The sequence below is a fragment of the Actinomadura sp. 21ATH genome, from assembly GCF_041951345.1.
Taxonomy (GTDB): domain Bacteria; phylum Actinomycetota; class Actinomycetes; order Streptosporangiales; family Streptosporangiaceae; genus Spirillospora.
The window spans coordinates 169,273-185,934 of the sequence record NZ_JBGNUR010000008.1; the positions used below are offsets into that span (position 1 = coordinate 169,273).

A 16,662-nucleotide genomic window follows, 5' to 3' on the forward strand; every position below is an offset into this window, starting at 1 on the left:
GTACCGCTCTTGACCTCAGTGAACGGCCCCGCGTGAGCCGCTTTTAACACCCGGGTCACACGCGGGACCCAATGGCGAAACGGCCCCCGCACACGCTCGACGGCATGACCGATACCGCGGTGCCCGACGTCCAGACGCACTGCCCGTACTGCGCGCTGCAGTGCGGCATGTCCCTGGGCGGCGACGGCGCCGGCGCTCCGCTGCGGGTCACGCCCCGCGAGGACGTCCCGGCCAACCGCGGCGGGCTGTGCCAGAAGGGCTGGACGGCCGCCGAGGTGCTCACCGTCCCGGACCGCCTGACCGCCCCGCTGATGCGCGCCTCCCGGGACGCGCCGCTGGAGACCTGCACGTGGGACGAGGCCCTGGACCGCGTCGTCTCGGAGGTCACCCGCCTCCAGGGCGCGTACGGCCCGGACGCGGTGGCGGTCTTCGGCGGCGGCGGGCTGACCAACGAGAAGGCGTACCAGCTCGGCAAGTTCGCCCGGATCGCGCTGCGCACGTCGCAGATCGACTACAACGGCCGGTTCTGCATGTCGTCGGCCGCGGCCGCGTCGGGGCGGGCGTTCGGGATGGACCGCGGGCTGCCGGGGCCGGTCACCGACCTGGGCCGCGCCGACGCGATCCTGCTGGCGGGCGGGAACGTCGCCGAGACGATGCCGCCGTTCATGCGGCACCTCACCGACGCCCAGAAGGCCGGCGGCGCGCTGATCGTCGTGGACCCGCGCCGGACGGCCACCGCCCGCCAGGCCAACCTGCACCTCCAGCCGACGCCCGGCACGGACCTGGCCCTCGCGAACGGCCTGCTGCACCTGGCCATCCAGGAAGGGCTGCTGGACGAGGACTACCTGGCCGCCCGCACCGGCGGGTTCGAGGCGGTCCGCACGGTCGTGAACGGCTACTGGCCCGACCGCGTCGAGCGCCTCACCGGGGTGCCGGTGCCGTACATGCGCGAGGCCGTGCGGCTGCTGGCCGGCGGCGAGCGGGCGTACGTGCTCACCGCGCGGGGCGCCGAGCAGCACGCGCGCGGCACCGACATGGTGACCGCGTTCATCAACCTGGCGCTCGCGCTGGGCCTGCCGGGCCGGCCCGGCTCCGGGTACGGCTGCCTCACCGGCCAGGGCAACGGCCAGGGCGGCCGCGAGCACGGCCAGAAGGCCGACCAGCTGCCCGGCTACCGGAGGATCGACGACCCGGCGGCCCGCGCGCACGTCGCGGCCGTGTGGGGCGTGCGCCCCGAGGAGCTGCCCGGGCCGGGACGGTCGGCGTACGAGCTGCTGTCGGCGCTCGGCACGCCCGCCGGGCCCAAGGCGATGCTGCTGTTCGGGTCCAACCCGGTGGTGTCGGCGCCGCGCGCGTCCGCCGTGGAGGAGCGGCTCGGCGCGCTGGACTTCCTGGCCGTCGCCGACTTCGTCCCGTCCGAGACGGCGCGCCGCGCCGACGTCGTGCTGCCGACCGCGCAGTGGGCGGAGGAGTCGGGCACGATGACCAACCTGGAGGGGCGGGTGCTGCGCCGCAACCGCGCGGTGCCGCCGCCCCGGGGCGTGCGCACCGACCTGGAGGTCCTGGCCGTGCTCGCCGACCGCCTGCACGCGCCCGGGACCTGGAGCGCCGAGCCGGCCGAGGTGTTCGAGGAGCTGCGCGAGGCCAGCGCGGGCGGCCTCGCCGACTACTCGGGCATCACCTACGCGCGGATCGAGAAGGAGGGCGGCGTCTTCTGGCCGTGCCCGTCCGAGGACCACCCGGGCACGCCGCGCCCGTTCCTGGAACGCTTCGCCACGCCCGACGGCCGGGCCCGCTTCACGCCGGTGGAGCACACCGGCCCGGCCGAGGACGTCGACGCCGAGTACCCCGTCTACCTGACCACGGGGCGGGTGCTGGCGCAGTACCAGAGCGGCGCCCAGACCCGCCGGGTGCGGCCGCTGGCGGACGCGGCGCCCGAGCCGTTCGTGGAGCTGCACCCCGACCTGGCCGGGCGGCTGGGCATCGCCGACGGCGACGGGGTCCGGGTGGCCAGCCGGCGCGGCGCCGCCACCGTGCGGGCCCGGCTGACCGACGCGATCCGCCGCGACACCGTCTTCATCCCCTTCCACTGGGCCGGCGAGGGAAGGGCCAACCTCCTCACCAACCCGGAGCTCGACCCGATGTCGCGGATGCCGGAGTTCAAGGTCTGCGCCGTGCGGCTGGAACCGGTGCCCGCGGAATCGTCCGCCCCCGTCGACGAAGGAGCCATCGCGTGAACGACACAGATCCGGGGTCCCGGCAGGGAGGGACGGTCATCGTCGGCAACGGCATGGCCGGGTCCCGGCTGGTGACCGAGATCCGCGCCCGCGACCCGCACGTGCCGCTGACGGTGTACGGCGCCGAGCCGCGGCAGCCGTACAACCGCGTGCTGCTGTCGAACGTCCTGGCGGGGGTGTCGCGGCCGGATCAGATCGGGCTGGTCGACCCCGCCTGGTACGAGGCGAACGGCGTCGACGCCCGGCTGGGCGTGGAGGTCGTGCGGATCGACCGGGAGGCGCGGGTCGTGCACGGCTCGGACGGCAGCGCGGTCCCGTACACGACGCTGGTGCTGGCGACCGGGAGCAACTCGTTCGTGCCGCCGTTCCCGGGGACCGAGGACGGCCTGCCGGCGGGCGCGGTCGCGTTCCGCACGCTGGACGACTGCTCGGCGATCATCGATGCGGCCGAGGGCGCCCGCCGGGCGGTGGTGATCGGCGGCGGGCTGCTGGGCATCGAGGCGGCGCGCGGCCTGGCCGGGCGCGGCCTGGAGGTGACCGTCGTGCACCTGGCGGGCCACCTGATGGAGCGCCAGCTCGATTCCGGCGCCGGGAAGGTGCTGGCCCGAACCCTGCACCGGCTCGGGGTGCGCTCGCGGCTGGACGCCAACGTCACGGGCCTGGGCATCGAGGCGGGCCGGGTCACCGGCGTGGAGCTGGCCGGCGCGGACGGCGCGCCCGAGTCGATCGGCGCGGACCTGGTCGTGGTCGCCTGCGGCGTGCGGCCCGAGGTGGGGCTGGCGCGGGCGGCCGGGCTGGAGGTCGACCGGGGCGTCGTGGTCGACGAGACGCTGCGGTCGGTGACCGACCCGGCGGTCCGGGCGATCGGGGAGTGCTCGCAGTACGGCGGCACGGTGTACGGGCTGGTCGCGCCGGCGTGGGAGCAGGCGACCGTGCTGGCCGACCTGCTGACCGGCGCGGACGCCGGCGCCCGCTTCACCGGCGCCCGGGAGATCACCCGGCTGAAGGCGGCCAGCGTCGACCTGGTCGCGATGGGGGAGACCCACCACGGCGACGACGATCCCGAGGTGGAGGTCATCCGGTTCGCCGACGCCAGCCGCGGGACGTACAAGAAGGTCGCGATCCGCGCCGACCGGGTGATCGGCGCGATCCTGCTCGGCGAGACGAGCACCGCGGGGACGCTGACGCAGCTGTACGACCGGGCGGCGCCGCTGCCGGCGGACCGGCTGAGCCTGTTCTTCCCCGGGATGGGCGGCGCGCAGCCGGCCGACTCGCCGGTGCGGATGCCGGACGCGGCGACGGTCTGCAACTGCAACAGCGTGTCCAAGGGCAGGATCCGGGCGTGCTGGGAGGACGGCGCCCGCACGGCCGAGGAGGTGTGCGCGCGGACCCGGGCCGGCACCGGCTGCGGCGGCTGCCGGGACGCCGTGGAGGGCATCGTCGCCTGGCTGGGGGAGCAGGACTCGGTGGCGGCCGGGTAGCCCCCTGCCGCGAGGAACCCGCGGCGCTCCCCGTTCCGGAAAGGACCGGGGAGCGCCGCGGGTTTTTCGCATTTCCGGAAAGGAGCCCGGAATTTCTCGCGCGGGTATTGCGGGATGACCACGATTCGATGTCGGCGTGAGCGTCTTTTAACACGCCGGTGACAAAGGGGACGCAACCGCGAAACGGCCCCTGCTGAGGATCGGGCTCATGAACGACGGAGGAGACGAGTCCATCCCGCCCCTGCGGCTGGTCGTCATCGGCCACGGCCCGGCCGGGCACCGGCTGGTCGAGGCGCTGCGCGAGCGCGACGCGGCCGGCGCGTGGCGCGTCACGGTGATCGGGGAGGAGACCCGGCCGGCCTACGACCGGGTCGCGCTCACCTCGTACCTGACCGAGGACGCCGACCTGGCCTGCCCGCCGCACGACGGCGCCGTCGAACTGCTGACCGGCGACCCGGCGGCCGTGATCGACCGGGCCGCGCGCACGGTGCGGACCGCGGCCGGGCGGGAGATCGGCTACGACGCGCTTGTGCTCGCCACCGGCTCGGCGCCGTTCGTGCCGCCGGTGCCGGGCCGGGAGTTGCCCGGCGTGTTCGTCTACCGCACGATCGACGACCTGGACGCGCTCCGCGCCCACTGCGCGAACCTTACGACGTCAAGGGCGGGGGTCGGAGGCGTCGTCGTCGGCGGCGGGCTCCTCGGCCTCGAAGCCGCCCGCGCCCTCCAGGGCCTCGGCATGGACACCCACGTGGTCGAGGTCGCGCCCTGGCTGATGCCGCGCCAGCTCGACGAGGGCGGCGGCGCGATGCTGCGCCGCCACATCGAGGCGCTGGGCATGAAGGTGCACGCCGGGACCCCGATGGAGGGCCTGGAGGCGGGCCCGGACGGCGGCGTGGCGCGGGTCGCGCTCGCCGGCGGCACGTCCGTCGACGCGGGCGTGGTCGTCTTCTCGGCCGGCATCCGGCCCCGCGACGAGCTGGCCCGCGGCAGCGGCCTGCCGGTGGGGGGGCGGGGCGGCGTCGTCGTGGACGGCGGGTGCCGCACCGAGGACCCCGCGATCTACGCGATCGGCGAGTGCGCGCTCATCGGCGGCCAGGTGTACGGCCTGGTCGCGCCCTGCTTCAGCATGGCCGAGGTGGTCGCCGACCGGCTGCTGGCGCTCGCGGCGGGCGAGGAGAGCACGGCCCGGTTCGAGGGCGCCGACCTGTCGACCAAGCTCAAGCTGATGGGCGTGGACGTGGCCAGCTTCGGCGACCCGTTCGCCGGGCCGGAGCAGGGCGCCCTGGACGTCACCTACACCGACCCGGTCGCCGGGATCTACAAGAAGCTGGTGGTCAGCGACGACGCCCGCACGCTCTTGGGCGGCGTGCTGGTCGGCGACGCCGAGTCGTACCCGACGCTGCGGGCCTACATCGGCGCGGAGCTGCCGGGCTCGCCGGAGCAGGCGCTGTTCGGCGGGACGGAGGCCGCGGGCGGCGACCTGCCGGGCGCGACCGTGATCTGCAGCTGCAACAACGTCAGCGCGGACGCGATCCGCTGCGCGATCCGCGACCACGGGCTGACCGACCTGCCGGGCGTGAAGGGCTGCACCCGCGCCGGGACGACCTGCGGCAGCTGCGTGCCGCTGGCCAAGAAGATCCTGGACACGGAGCTGACCGCGGCCGGGATCGAGGTCAACAAGGCGCTGTGCGAGCACTTCGACCACAGCCGGGCCGAGCTGTTCGACATCGTGCGGGTGCGCGGCATCACGACGTTCACCTCGCTGATCGAGGGGCACGGGCGGGGCCGCGGCTGCGACATCTGCAAGCCGGTGGTCGCGTCGATCCTGGCGAGCCTGGGCAACGGCCACATCCTGGACGGCGAGCAGGCGGCGCTGCAGGACACCAACGACCGCTACCTGGCCAACATGCAGAAGAACGGCACGTACTCGGTGGTGCCGCGGGTGCCCGGCGGCGAGATCACCCCGGACCGGCTGATCGTGATCGGCGAGGTGGCGCGCGAGTTCGGTCTCTACACCAAGATCACCGGGGCGCAGCGGATCGACCTGTTCGGGGCCCGGGTCGAGCAGCTCCCGATGATCTGGAAGCGGCTGGTGGACGCCGGGTTCGAGTCCGGGCACGCCTACGGCAAGGCGCTGCGGACGGTGAAGTCGTGCGTGGGGTCGACCTGGTGCCGGTACGGCGTCCAGGACTCGGTCGGCATGGCGATCAAGCTGGAGCTGCGGTACCGGGGGCTGCGCGCTCCGCACAAGCTGAAGTCGGCGGTGTCGGGCTGCGCCCGCGAGTGCGCGGAGGCGCAGAGCAAGGACTTCGGGATCATCGCGACCGAGAAGGGCTGGAACCTGTACGTCGCCGGCAACGGCGGGATGCGGCCCCGGCACGCGGACCTGTTCGCCACCGACCTGGACGACGCGACGCTGGTCCGCTACATCGACCGGTTCCTGATGTTCTACATCCGCACCGCCGACCGGCTGCAGCGGACCGCGAGCTGGCTGGAGGGCCTGGAGGGCGGCCTCGACTACCTGCGCGAGGTGATCGTCGAGGACTCGCTGGGCATCTGCGCCGAGTTGGACGCCGCGATGGACCGGCACGTCGGCTCCTACTCCGACGAGTGGCGCGACACCCTCGACGACCCGGCCAAGCTGAGCCGCTTCGTGTCGTTCGTCAACGCGCCCGACGTCCCCGACCCGAGCATCGTCTTCGAATCCGAGCGCGATCAAATCAAGCCGGTCCTGGTGGCCGGCCCACGGCTGGAGGTGGCCGCCCCATGACCACGACCCACGACCTCACCCTCGTCCGGGAGCCCGCCGGCCGCGGCGGGGCCGCTCCCGCCGGCGCGGCGCGCTGGCACGACATCTGCGCGTACGCCGACCTGGCCCCCGAGCACGGCGCGTGCGCCATGGTCGAGGGCGTCCAGGTGGCGATCTTCCGGACGTTCGAGGGCGAGCTGTACGCCACGGCCAACCTGGACCCGTTCAGCGGGGCGCAGGTGATCTCGCGCGGGATCCTCGGCACCCGCGGCGGCGCTCCCACGGTCGCCTCGCCCATGCTGAAGCAGGTGTTCGACCTGCGCACCGGGTCCTGCCTGGACGAGCCCGGGGTGGCGCTGCCGACCTTCGCGGTACGGCGGAACCCGGCCGGAGACCGCGTGGAGGTGGCGCTGCCCGATGAACACCGAGAGTGAGCCCCTCGCCGGTTTCGCCATCGGGGTGACCGCCGCGCGCCGCCACGAGGAGCTGGCCACGCTCCTCGAGCGGCGCGGCGCCCGGGTCGTCAACGCTCCCGCGATCCGGCTGGTGCCGCTGTCCGACGACGCCGAGCTGCTGAAGGCGACGGAGCGGTGCATCGAGAGCCGCCTGGACCACGCGGTGGTCACCACCGGGATCGGGTTCCGGGCGTGGCTGGAGACCGCGGACGGCTGGGGGCTGCGGGACGCGCTGATCGCCAAGCTGGGCGGGGTGTCGATCCTGGCCCGCGGCCCCAAGGCGCGCGGCGCGATCCGCCAGGCCGGGCTGCAGGAGCGCTGGTCGCCGGAGTCGGAGAGCTGCGCGGAGGTGCTGAAGTACCTGCTGGACCGGGACCTGACCGGGGCCCGGGTGGCGGTGCAGCTGTACGGGGAGGAGCTCCCGGAGTTCACCGGCGCGCTGCGCGCCGCCGGGGCCGAGGTGATCGAGATCCCGGTGTACCGGTGGTCGCGCACCGAGGACTCCACGCCGCTGCGGCGGCTGGTGGGGCAGGCGGTGGCCGGGACGGTGGACTCGATCACGTTCACCTCCTCGCCCGCGGTGGCCGCGACGCTGGCGGTGGCGGCCGAGGACGGCCTCGAGGAGGCGCTGCTGGAGGCGCTGCGCACGCATGTGGTGGCGGCCTGCGTGGGGCCGGTGACGGCGCAGCCGCTGGTGGAGCGCGGGGTGCCGACCGTCCAGCCGGAGCGGGCCAGGATCGGCGCGCTGGTGCGGGCGCTGGTGTCGGACCTGCCGCGGCGGCGGTCGCGGCTGCTGCAGGTGCGCGGGGTCTCGCTGGAGCTGCGCGGGCACGCGGTGGTGCTGGACGGGCAGCTGCGGCCGATCGCGCCGGCGCCGATGGCGATCCTGCGGGCGCTGGCGCGGCGGCCCGGGCACGTGGTGTCGCGGGCGGAGCTGTGCGGGGTGCTGCCGAGCCGGCTGGTGGTGGGCGGGGTGCCGTGGTCGCGGGACGGCCGGCCGCAGGCCGACGAGCACGCGGTGGAGATGGCCGTGGCCCGGCTGCGGCGCGGGCTGGGGCGTTCGGGGATCGTGGAGACGGTGGTGAAGCGCGGCTACCGCCTGGCCTGCGATCCGCGGGTGGCGGAGATCGCGGCCGTGGAATCCGGAGGGTGAATGAAGGGGCTGGAGGGGGCCGGGGGAGGCGTTCCGACGCTGCTGGCGGTGGCGCACGGGACGCGTGATCCGGCGGGGCCCGCGGTGGTGCGGGCGCTGCTGGAGCGGGTGCGGCGGCTGCGGCCGTGGCTGCCGGTGGCCGAGGCGTACGCCGAGCTGGCCGGGCCGTCCCTGGAGGAGGCGGCGGCCGGGATCCGGGGGCCGGTGGTGGCGGTGCCGCTGATGCTGGCCCGCGGGTACCACGCGCTGGTCGACGTTCCGGGCCGGATCGGGCGGGTGTGCCCGGGCGCGGTGGTGGCGAGCCCGCTGGGGCCGCATCCGCTGCTGGCGGCGGCCCTGGCGGGCCGGCTGGCCGAACTGGAGTCCGGGTGGCCGGGCGGCGGGACGCCGCCGATCGCGGGCCGCCCGCCGCGCCGCCGGGACGCCGTGGTCCTGGGCGCGGCGGGTTCGTCCGATCCGGCGGGCCTGGCGGACGTGCGGGCGGCGGCGCGGCTGCTGGCGCGGCGGCTGGGGCGGCCGGTGCCGTACGGGTTCGTGGCGGCGGGCGGGCCGGTGCTGGCGGACGTGGTGGCGGAGCGGCGGGCCGCGGGCGCGCGGCGGGTGCTGGTGGCCTCGTACGTGCTGGCGCCCGGGTTCTTCCACGGGCGGCTGGCGGCGGCCGGGGCGGACGCGGTGAGCGCGCCGATCGGCGCGCACGACGCGCTCGCGCGGCTGGTGCTGCGCCGGTTCGATGAGGCGCGGATGCGGCGGGCGGCGGCCGTTCCGGTCGCCTGACCGGCTCTGGACCCGGGCTTTGCCCGGTCCGCCCTAGGCTGCTGGTGGGCTGCTGATCATGGCCGGCCGCCGGCCGCGCTGGGGAGGACGGAGTCGTCCGATGCCGGAGAGAACCGCGTACCCGCCGGGCACGCCGTGCTGGGTCGATCTCGGGACCCCGGACGTGGAGGCGTCGCAGGAGTTCTACGGCCGCCTGTTCGGCTGGCACGGGAACGGCTCGCCCGATCCGGCGACCGGCGGGTACCCGATGCTGGCGCCGGGCGCGTCCCTGCCGGTGGCGGCGCTGATGCCGCAGGTGGTCGGCCGCCAGCCGGTGGCGTGGGGCACCTACGTGAGCGTCGAGGACGTGGACGCGGTGGTGGCGTCGGTCGGCAGGGCGGGCGGCCGGGTGCTGATGGAGCCGATGGACATCGAGGGCCACGGCCGTGCGACGATCTTCGCGGATCCGCTGGGCGCGGTGCTGGGGGCCTGGGAGCCGCGGGAGTTCGCGGGCGCCGGGGTGGTGGACGAGCCGGGCACGTACTGCTGGAGCGAGCTGGCGTGCCGGGACACCGCTGCGGCGGAGGCGTTCTACGGCGAGGTGTTCGGGTGGCGCGCGGAGAACCTGGGCGGGCCGGGGTCGGGGTACGCCGAGTGGAGCGTTCCGGGCGGGCCGCCGGTGGGCGGGATGATCCAGGCGGACGGGCGGTGGTCCCGCGAGGTCGCGCCGCACTGGATGGTGTACTTCGCGGTGGAGGACTGCGACGGGGCCGCGGCGGACGCGCTGGAGCTGGGCGGCACGGTGCCGGTGCTGCCGGCGGAGGCGGCGCTGGGCCGGTTCGCGGTGCTGCGGGACCCGCAGGGCGGGATGTTCGCGGTGGTGCGCCCGCGTTAGGCGGCGTGACCGCGCTCGCCGCCGGCGGCGTCCCTGAGTCCTCTCGTGGCCGCTGCCGGATTGGCGATGGCGTGCCCGGGGAGCGGGACTTAGGTTGGTGTGTGCGGCTTTCGACCTGTGGGAGGTCCGCATGCCGATCGGGGGACCCGCCGTCCTGGTGGACGGCCTGGTGAAGAGGTTCGGCGAGGTCGAGGCGGTCCGGGGGATCGAGCTGGCGGTCGAGCCGGGGGAGGTCTTCGGGTTCCTCGGGCCGAACGGCGCCGGCAAGTCGACCACGATCAACATGCTGTGCACCCTGCTGCGGCCGACGGCGGGTTCGGCGCGGGTGGCGGGGCACGACGTGGTGCGCGAGCGCGACGACGTGCGCCGCAACATCGGGCTGGTGTTCCAGGACCCGACGCTGGACGGCTACCTGTCCGGCGAGCAGAACCTGCGCTTCCACGCGGAGCTGTACGGGGTGCCGCGGTCGGTGACCCGGGACCGGATCCGGCAGGTGCTGGAGATGGTGGGGCTGTGGGACCGCCGCCGGGACCGGGTGGAGCACTACTCGGGCGGGATGAAGCGGCGGCTGGAGATCGCGCGGGGGCTGCTGCACTCGCCGCGGGTGCTGTTCCTGGACGAGCCGACGGTGGGGCTGGACCCGCAGACGCGCTCGTCGATCTGGGAGTACATCCGGGAGCTGAAGCGGGCCGAGGAGATCACGATCTTCATGACGACCCACTACATGGACGAGGCCGAGTACTGCGGCCGGATCGCGATCATGGATCGCGGGGAGATCGTCGCGCTGGACACGCCGGAGGCGCTGAAGGCGGGGGTGGGCAAGGACCGGGTGCGGATCGAGACCGCCGACGACCCGGCGGCGATCGCGGCGCTGGCGGAGCGGTTCGGGCTGGAGGCGGTGATGTCGGAGGGCGCGGTGGCGTTCGCGGTGGCCTCCGGGGAGGAGTTCGTGCCGCGGCTGTTCGCGGAGCTGGGGGTTCCGATCCGGTCGGTGAGCGTGAGCCGGCCGTCGCTGGACGACGTGTTCATGTCGTTCACCGGCAAGACGATCCGGGACGCCGAGGGGTCGGCCAGGGACTGGATGCGGCTGGCCGCGAAGGGGCGGAGCTGACGATGGGGACGGGTGAGGCGGTGCGGCCGGCGGAGCCCGTCCGCGATCCGGCGGGGCCCGGGGGGACGGCGGCGGTGCGGGTGGCGGTGCCGCCGCGCGGCGTCCGGCACGATCTGCGCGCGATGCGGATCGTGCTGCACCGGGAGCTGATCCGGTTCTGGCGGGACCGGCTGCGGATGGTGCTGGGGCTGGTGCAGCCGGTGCTGTGGCTGGTGGTCATGGGCACCGGGCTGTCCAACCTGATGACGGCCGGTTCGGGGTCCGGCGGGCAGGTGGACCTGAAGACGTTCATCTTCCCGGGCGTGTGCGCGATGTCGGTGATGACGACCGCGATGTTCTCGGCCGGGTCGATCGTGTGGGACCGGGAGTTCGGGTTCCTGCGCGAGATGCTGGTCGCGCCGGTGAGCCGGGCCGCGATCGTGGCGGGCAAGTGCTTCAGCGGGGCGCTGGTGGCGACCGCGCAGGGCGCGGTGATCCTGGCGCTGGCGGGGGTGGCGGGCGTCCCCTACGACCCGGTGCTGCTGCTGACGCTGCTGGGGATGATGTTCCTGGGCGCGTTCGCGCTGACGGCGTTCGGGGTGCTGCTGGCGGCGCGGATCACGAGCATGCAGGCGTTCTTCGGGATCATGCAGATGACGATGATGCCGATGATCTTCCTGTCGGGGGCGCTGTACCCGCTGGGCGGCCTGCCGGCGTGGCTGAGCGTGCTCACCAGGCTCAACCCGTTGACGTACGCCGTCGACCCGCTGCGGCAGGCGGTGTTCGCGCGGCTGGACGTCCCGGCCGACCTTGAGCGCACGTTCAACCCGGGGATCAGTTGGGGCGGCTGGGTGGTGCCGGTCTGGCTGTCGCTGCTGCTGGTCCTGGCGCTGGGGCTGGCGCTGATGGGGGCGGCCGTCCTGCAGTTCCGCCGCGCGGCCTGAGACGAACGTCACACCCGGCCGGGGCGGCGGGGCACGGGATGGGCCGGGCATGGCGAGGGCCCGCCCCGGTGGCCGGGACGGGCCCTCTTCCGCACATGGTCTCCGCGCCGTTGCGAAGGGCGGCCCGCTGGAGCCGCGAGGCCGGGTCAGACCGCGAAGTCCAGCAGCGGCCGGGCGTTGCTGGGGTGCCGCAGCTTGGACAGCGACTCCTTCTCCAGCTGGCGGATCCGCTCGCGGGTCAGCCCCAGCGCCTTGCCGATCTCGTCGAGGGTGCGGGGCGTGCCGTCGTACAGCCCGAACCGCATCGCCATGATCTTGGCCTCGCGCGGGGACAGGATGTCCAGCGTGCGGCGCAGCTGGTCGGCCATCAGCTGGCGGTCCACCAGCTCCGACGCCTCGGGGCTGTCGGTGTCCTCGATGAGGTCGCCGATCCGGGTCTCGCCGTCCTCGCCGATGGTGGAGTCCAGGCTGATCGGCTGGCGGCTGGTGCGCAGCAGCTCGCGGACCTGCTCGGGGCTCTTGTCCAGCTCGACGGCCAGTTCCTCGGGCGTGGGCTCGCGGCCCAGCCGCTGGTGCATGTCGCGTTCCACGCGGCTCAGCTTCGACAGCATCTCCAGCACGTGCACCGGCAGCCGGATCGTGCGGGCCGAGTCGGCGAAGCCGCGCTGGATGGCCTGGCGGATCCACCACATGGCGTAGGTGGAGAACTTGTAGCCCTTGGAGTAGTCGAACTTCTCCACCGCGCGGATCAGGCCCAGGTTGCCCTCCTGGACGACGTCCAGCAGCGACAGGCCGCGGTCGGAGTACTTCTTGGCGACCGACACCACCAGCCGGAGGTTGGCCTCCAGCATGTGGGACTTGGCGCGGCGGCCGTCGGCGGCCACCCACTCCAGGTCCAGGCGCATCTCGGGGGAGAGGTCCCCGGCGGTCTCCAGCTTGTGCTCGGCGTACAGGCCGGCCTCGATCCGCTTGGCCAGGTCGACCTCCTGCTCGGCGGTCAGCAGCTGGCGGCGGCCGATGGCCTTGAGGTAGGTGTGGACCGAGTCGCCCATCGCGGTGGACTGGTCGTCCAGGTCGGCGGTGGGCTCGGCCTCGACCTCGGCGACCTCGAACGCGTCGTCCTCGGCGGCGGTCTCCCCGGCCTTGTCCCTCCCGGCCTGGGGGCGGGCGTCGCCGGGGGTCTCGGCGGCCTTGCCGCGGGCCGCGGCGGCGGTCTTGCGGGCGGTCTTGCGGCGGGGCCGCGCCGGGGCGGCTTCATCCCGCTCCGCGTCGTCCCGGGTGCGGGCCGCGCGCTTGCGGCCGCTCTCGTCCTCGCTGGCCAGGCTGATGCCGGCCTCGGAGAGCTCGCGCAGGATGGAACGGCCCTGCGACGGGCTGATCCCGGCGGCCTCGAAGGCCTGGCGCACCTCGGCGAGCGAGAGGCGCCCTTGGGCACGGCCGCGCTCGAGGAGATCGCCGAGCGCGGGGCTCGTCTCCGTGAGCGGAGTCTCGACGGCGGTTCGCGGCATGGGGACACCCCCCTCCCTTCGGTGGTGTGGTGCGTCGCGGAGATTGTGTGCGGTACATTCGCGCGCACTATTCGGAACGCCGCACGGGCGGGTTCTTGTTCCCAGCGACCCGCACCAAGCGTCCCACAGCGCCCCATAGCGTCCCACAAGGTGCGGTAATGCCCGGATAAGGCCGTGGAGGTCAGGACGGCTCGGGAGGCGGCGCTGGGCGCCCGTACCGCTCGATCACGCGGGCGCGCAGCTCGGGATCGTCGCGGGGGACCGGTGCCAGGAACACCTCGTCGATCTCCTCGTGCGCGTCGCGCAGCTCGCGGGCCATCCGCACGCAGGCGCGCTCGACGTCGCCGGCGGTGAGGGAGTCGCGGAAGTCCAGCCGGGCGCACAGCAGCACCCGGTCGGCGCCGAAGGTGACGGTGATGATGTCGGCGACCCACTCGACCTCGGGCGCCGCGCCGAGCCGGGCCCGGGCGTCGCGCACCAGCCGGGGGTCGGCCTGGCTGCCGATCAGCAGGTTGAGGTTGATCCTCCCGAGGACCAGCGCGACGGCGGTCAGCAGCGCGCCGATCAGCACCGAGCCGACCCCGTCCCACAGGGCGTCGCCGGTCAGCTGGTGCAGGCCGAGGCCGGCGAAGGCCAGCAGCAGGCCGGTGAGGGCGGCCGAGTCCTCCAGCAGCACGCTGATCGAGGTGGGCTCGTCGGTGCGGCGGATGTAGGCCAGGAACGGCAGGCCCTCGCCGCGGGCGTCGGCGCGCACCTGCCGCACGGCCTGCTGCCAGGAGATCGCCTCCAGGACGAACGACACGGCCAGCACGATGTAGCCGACCGTGTAGTCGCTCTCGCCGGGCGGACGCCCCAGGAGGGTCTCCACGCCCTGGTAGAACGCGAACAGGGCGCCCATCCCGAAGATCGCGACGGCGACCAGCAGCGTCCAGATGTAGCGTTCCTTGCCGTACCCCAGGGGGTGCCGCCGGTCGGCGGGGCGGCCGCTGCGCCGCAGCCCCACCATGAGCAGCACCTCGTTGAAGGTGTCGGCGACCGAGTGCGCGGCCTCGGCGGCCAGCGACGCCGAGCCGGTCACCAGCGCGGCGATGATCTTGGCGATCGCGATGCCGAGGTTGGCGGCCAGCGCCAGCGCGACCGTCAGCGTGCTCTCCTGCTCCTGTTCAGCCATCCGGGCCCCCCGATCATCCAGGGTGCCACGCGCGGCGCCCGCGGGGGAGGACGGGTCAGCGGCGGGCGTGGCGCAGGCGCTCGCGGTCGGGCTTGCCGGAGGGCAGCAGCGGCACGGCGTCCACCAGCTCCAGCTCCCGCGGCGCGGCGGCGGCGGGCATCCGCGCGCGGACCCAGGCGCGCAGGGCGTCCAGGGCGGGGGCGGCGGCGCCGGGCGCGGGGACCACGACGGCGGTGACGCGCTCGCCCCACTCGGGGTCGGGGCGCCCCACCACGACCGCGTCCGCGACGCCGGGGTGGGCCGCCAGCACGGCGGCGACCTCGCCGGCGACGACCTTCTCGCCACCGGTGTTGATCACGTCGTCGACCCGGCCGCGCACCCGCAGCCGCCCGTCCTCCAGGACGCCGAGGTCCTGGGTGACGAACCGGTCGCCGTCGCGCGCGGCGGCGGTCAGGTCGGGCCGCCGCCGGTAGCCGGTGAACAGCACCGGCCCCGACAGCCGGATCCGGCCGTCGCCGCCGACCTCGGCGCGCACGCCGTCCAGGGGGACGCCGTCGTAGACGCAGCCGCCGCAGGTCTCGCTCATCCCGTAGGTGGTCAGGACGCGGGCGCCGCGCCGCCGGGCCTCGGCCAGCAGGTCCGGGGGAGCGGCGGCGCCGCCCAGCAGGATGGAGCGGAACCCGGCCAGGTCCGCGCCGCCGTCCAGCAGCCGCCGCAGCTGGGTGGGGACGAGCGAGATGTGCGCGGCGCCCGCGGCCGCGACGGCGCCGGCGTCGAAGCGCGGCTGGATGACCGGCTCGGTGCCGCCCACCAGCGCGCGCACGAGCACCTGGATCCCGGCGATGTGGCTGGTGGGCAGGCAGCACAGCCAGCGCTCGCCCGTACCGGCGCCGACCCGGTCCAGGGTGGCGGCGGCCGAGTGCCGCAGCGCGGCGGCGCCCAGCTCGACGATCTTGGGGGTGCCGGTGGAGCCGGAGGTGGCGATCAGCACGGCCGTGCCGGCGGCGACCGGCTCGGCGGGCCCGCCGTGGGGGCGCACGCCGTCCTCGGTCTCGACCGCGTGCGGCGCCAGCGCGTCCAGCAGGGCGGCCAGCGCCGGCGGGGGAGTGCCGGGCGCGATCGGGCAGATCGCGGGGCCGGTGCCGTCGAGCGCCGCGGCCAGCGCCGCGAACAGCCGGGGGCCGGGCGGGAGGACGAGGGCGTGCAGGCGGCGGTCCATGACGCGACCAGGGTAGAGGACCCCGCTGAACGCGTTCGAATCGGGAACGCGGTTGAATGGCCCCGGCGGACTACGAGCAGCGGAAGGAGCGACATGGTCGAAACGGTCTCGGAGCTGTTCGACGCGGACGCGTGGAAGGAGGTGGAGGGCTTCGGCTTCACCGACATCACCTACCACCGCGCCGTCGAGGGCGGGACGGTGCGGATCGCCTTCGACCGGCCGGAGGTGCGCAACGCCTTCCGGCCCCACACCGTCGACGAGCTGTACCGGGCGCTGGACCACGCGCGGATGTCCAGCGACATCGGCTGCGTGCTGCTGACCGGCAACGGCCCCTCGCCCCGCGACGGCGGCTGGGCCTTCTGCTCGGGCGGCGACCAGCGCATCCGCGGCAAGGACGGCTACAAGTACGCCGAGGGCGAGACCTCGGAGACCATCGACCCGGCCCGCGCCGGGCGGCTGCACATCCTGGAGGTGCAGCGGCTCATCCGGACCATGGGCAAGGTCGTGATCTGCGTGGTGCCCGGCTGGGCCGCCGGCGGCGGGCACAGCCTGCACGTGGTGTGCGACCTCACGCTGGCCAGCCGCGAGCACGCCCGCTTCAAGCAGACCGACGCGGACGTGGCCAGCTTCGACGGCGGCTTCGGGTCGGCGTACCTGGCCCGCCAGGTCGGGCAGAAGTTCGCCCGCGAGATCTTCTTCCTGGGCGACACCTACGACGCCGAGGCCGCGCACCGCATGGGCATGGTCAACGCCGTCGTCCCGCACGCCGAGCTGGAGCGCACCGCCCTGGAATGGGGCCGCAAGATCAACGGCAAGAGCCCGACCGCGCAGCGGATGCTGAAGTTCGCCTTCAACCTCGTCGACGACGGCCTCGTCGGCCAGCAGGTCTTCGCGGGCGAGGCGACCCGGCTGGCGTACGGTACCGACGAGGCGGCCGAAGGCCGCGACTCCTTCCTGGAGAAGCGCGACCCCGATTGGTCGCGTTTCCCGTGGTATTACTGATGTTT

General features: G+C 74.7%; 13 protein-coding genes. 10 read left to right on the top strand and 3 right to left on the bottom strand.

Going from position 1 to position 16,662, the window contains the following annotated elements; genetic code table 11:
- The first annotated feature begins 104 nt into the window (after nucleotides 1–104).
- From ACA361_RS23920 to ACA361_RS23960, 9 genes are all read left to right on the top strand, one after another.
- The gene (locus ACA361_RS23920; RefSeq protein WP_375015192.1) at nucleotides 105–2,237 is read left to right on the top strand and encodes a molybdopterin oxidoreductase family protein; all 2,133 of its coding nucleotides are present in this window, start codon (nucleotides 105–107) and stop codon (nucleotides 2,235–2,237) included.
- Nucleotides 2,234–3,718 carry an FAD-dependent oxidoreductase gene (locus ACA361_RS23925; RefSeq protein WP_375015194.1) on the top strand — a complete coding sequence of 495 codons (1,485 nt, stop codon included), beginning with the start codon at nucleotides 2,234–2,236 and terminating at the stop codon, nucleotides 3,716–3,718. The genes ACA361_RS23920 and ACA361_RS23925 overlap by 4 nt, the downstream gene beginning before the upstream one ends.
- Nucleotides 3,719–3,926: 208 nt before the next feature.
- Complete coding sequence (gene nirB, locus ACA361_RS23930; protein WP_375015196.1) at nucleotides 3,927–6,488, top strand: nitrite reductase large subunit NirB; 2,562 nt, start codon at nucleotides 3,927–3,929, stop codon at nucleotides 6,486–6,488.
- On the top strand, nucleotides 6,485–6,901 hold the full coding sequence (nirD, locus tag ACA361_RS23935) for a nitrite reductase small subunit NirD (protein ID WP_375015198.1): 417 nt from the start codon (nucleotides 6,485–6,487) through the stop codon (nucleotides 6,899–6,901). The genes nirB and nirD overlap by 4 nt, the downstream gene beginning before the upstream one ends.
- On the top strand, nucleotides 6,885–8,075 hold the full coding sequence (locus ACA361_RS23940; protein WP_375015200.1) for a uroporphyrinogen-III synthase: 1,191 nt from the start codon (nucleotides 6,885–6,887) through the stop codon (nucleotides 8,073–8,075). The genes nirD and ACA361_RS23940 overlap by 17 nt, the downstream gene beginning before the upstream one ends.
- The gene (locus ACA361_RS23945; protein WP_375015202.1) at nucleotides 8,076–8,849 is read left to right on the top strand and encodes a sirohydrochlorin chelatase; all 774 of its coding nucleotides are present in this window, start codon (nucleotides 8,076–8,078) and stop codon (nucleotides 8,847–8,849) included. It begins immediately after the preceding gene.
- A 100-nt stretch (nucleotides 8,850–8,949) separates the two neighbouring features.
- Nucleotides 8,950–9,723, top strand: a complete 774-nt coding sequence (locus ACA361_RS23950) for a VOC family protein (protein ID WP_375015204.1) — start codon at nucleotides 8,950–8,952, stop codon at nucleotides 9,721–9,723.
- Nucleotides 9,724–9,853: 130 nt separating this feature from the next.
- A complete protein-coding gene (locus ACA361_RS23955; RefSeq protein WP_375015206.1) occupies nucleotides 9,854–10,834 on the top strand; it encodes an ATP-binding cassette domain-containing protein in 981 nt (326 codons plus the stop codon).
- 2 nt (nucleotides 10,835–10,836) lie between these two features.
- Nucleotides 10,837–11,757, top strand: a complete 921-nt coding sequence (locus ACA361_RS23960; protein WP_375015208.1) for an ABC transporter permease — start codon at nucleotides 10,837–10,839, stop codon at nucleotides 11,755–11,757.
- A gap of 146 nt (nucleotides 11,758–11,903) precedes the next feature.
- On the opposite strand, the gene ACA361_RS23965 is transcribed toward ACA361_RS23960, so the two are convergent.
- From ACA361_RS23965 to ACA361_RS23975, 3 genes are all read right to left on the bottom strand, one after another.
- On the bottom strand, nucleotides 11,904–13,265 hold the full coding sequence (locus ACA361_RS23965; protein WP_375015211.1) for an RNA polymerase sigma factor: 1,362 nt from the start codon (nucleotides 13,263–13,265) through the stop codon (nucleotides 11,904–11,906).
- Nucleotides 13,266–13,446: 181 nt separating this feature from the next.
- A complete protein-coding gene (locus ACA361_RS23970) occupies nucleotides 13,447–14,436 on the bottom strand; it encodes a cation diffusion facilitator family transporter (RefSeq protein ID WP_375015213.1) in 990 nt (329 codons plus the stop codon).
- Between the two features lie 55 nt (nucleotides 14,437–14,491).
- Nucleotides 14,492–15,655 (bottom strand): AMP-binding protein, encoded by a 1,164-nt coding sequence (locus tag ACA361_RS23975; RefSeq protein ID WP_375015215.1) that lies wholly within the window; start codon nucleotides 15,653–15,655, stop codon nucleotides 14,492–14,494.
- A 93-nt stretch (nucleotides 15,656–15,748) separates the two neighbouring features.
- On the opposite strand from ACA361_RS23975, the gene ACA361_RS23980 reads away from it, so the two are divergent.
- Nucleotides 15,749–16,657 (top strand): 1,4-dihydroxy-2-naphthoyl-CoA synthase, encoded by a 909-nt coding sequence (locus tag ACA361_RS23980; RefSeq protein WP_375015217.1) that lies wholly within the window; start codon nucleotides 15,749–15,751, stop codon nucleotides 16,655–16,657.
- The last annotated feature ends 5 nt before the right edge of the window (nucleotides 16,658–16,662 follow it).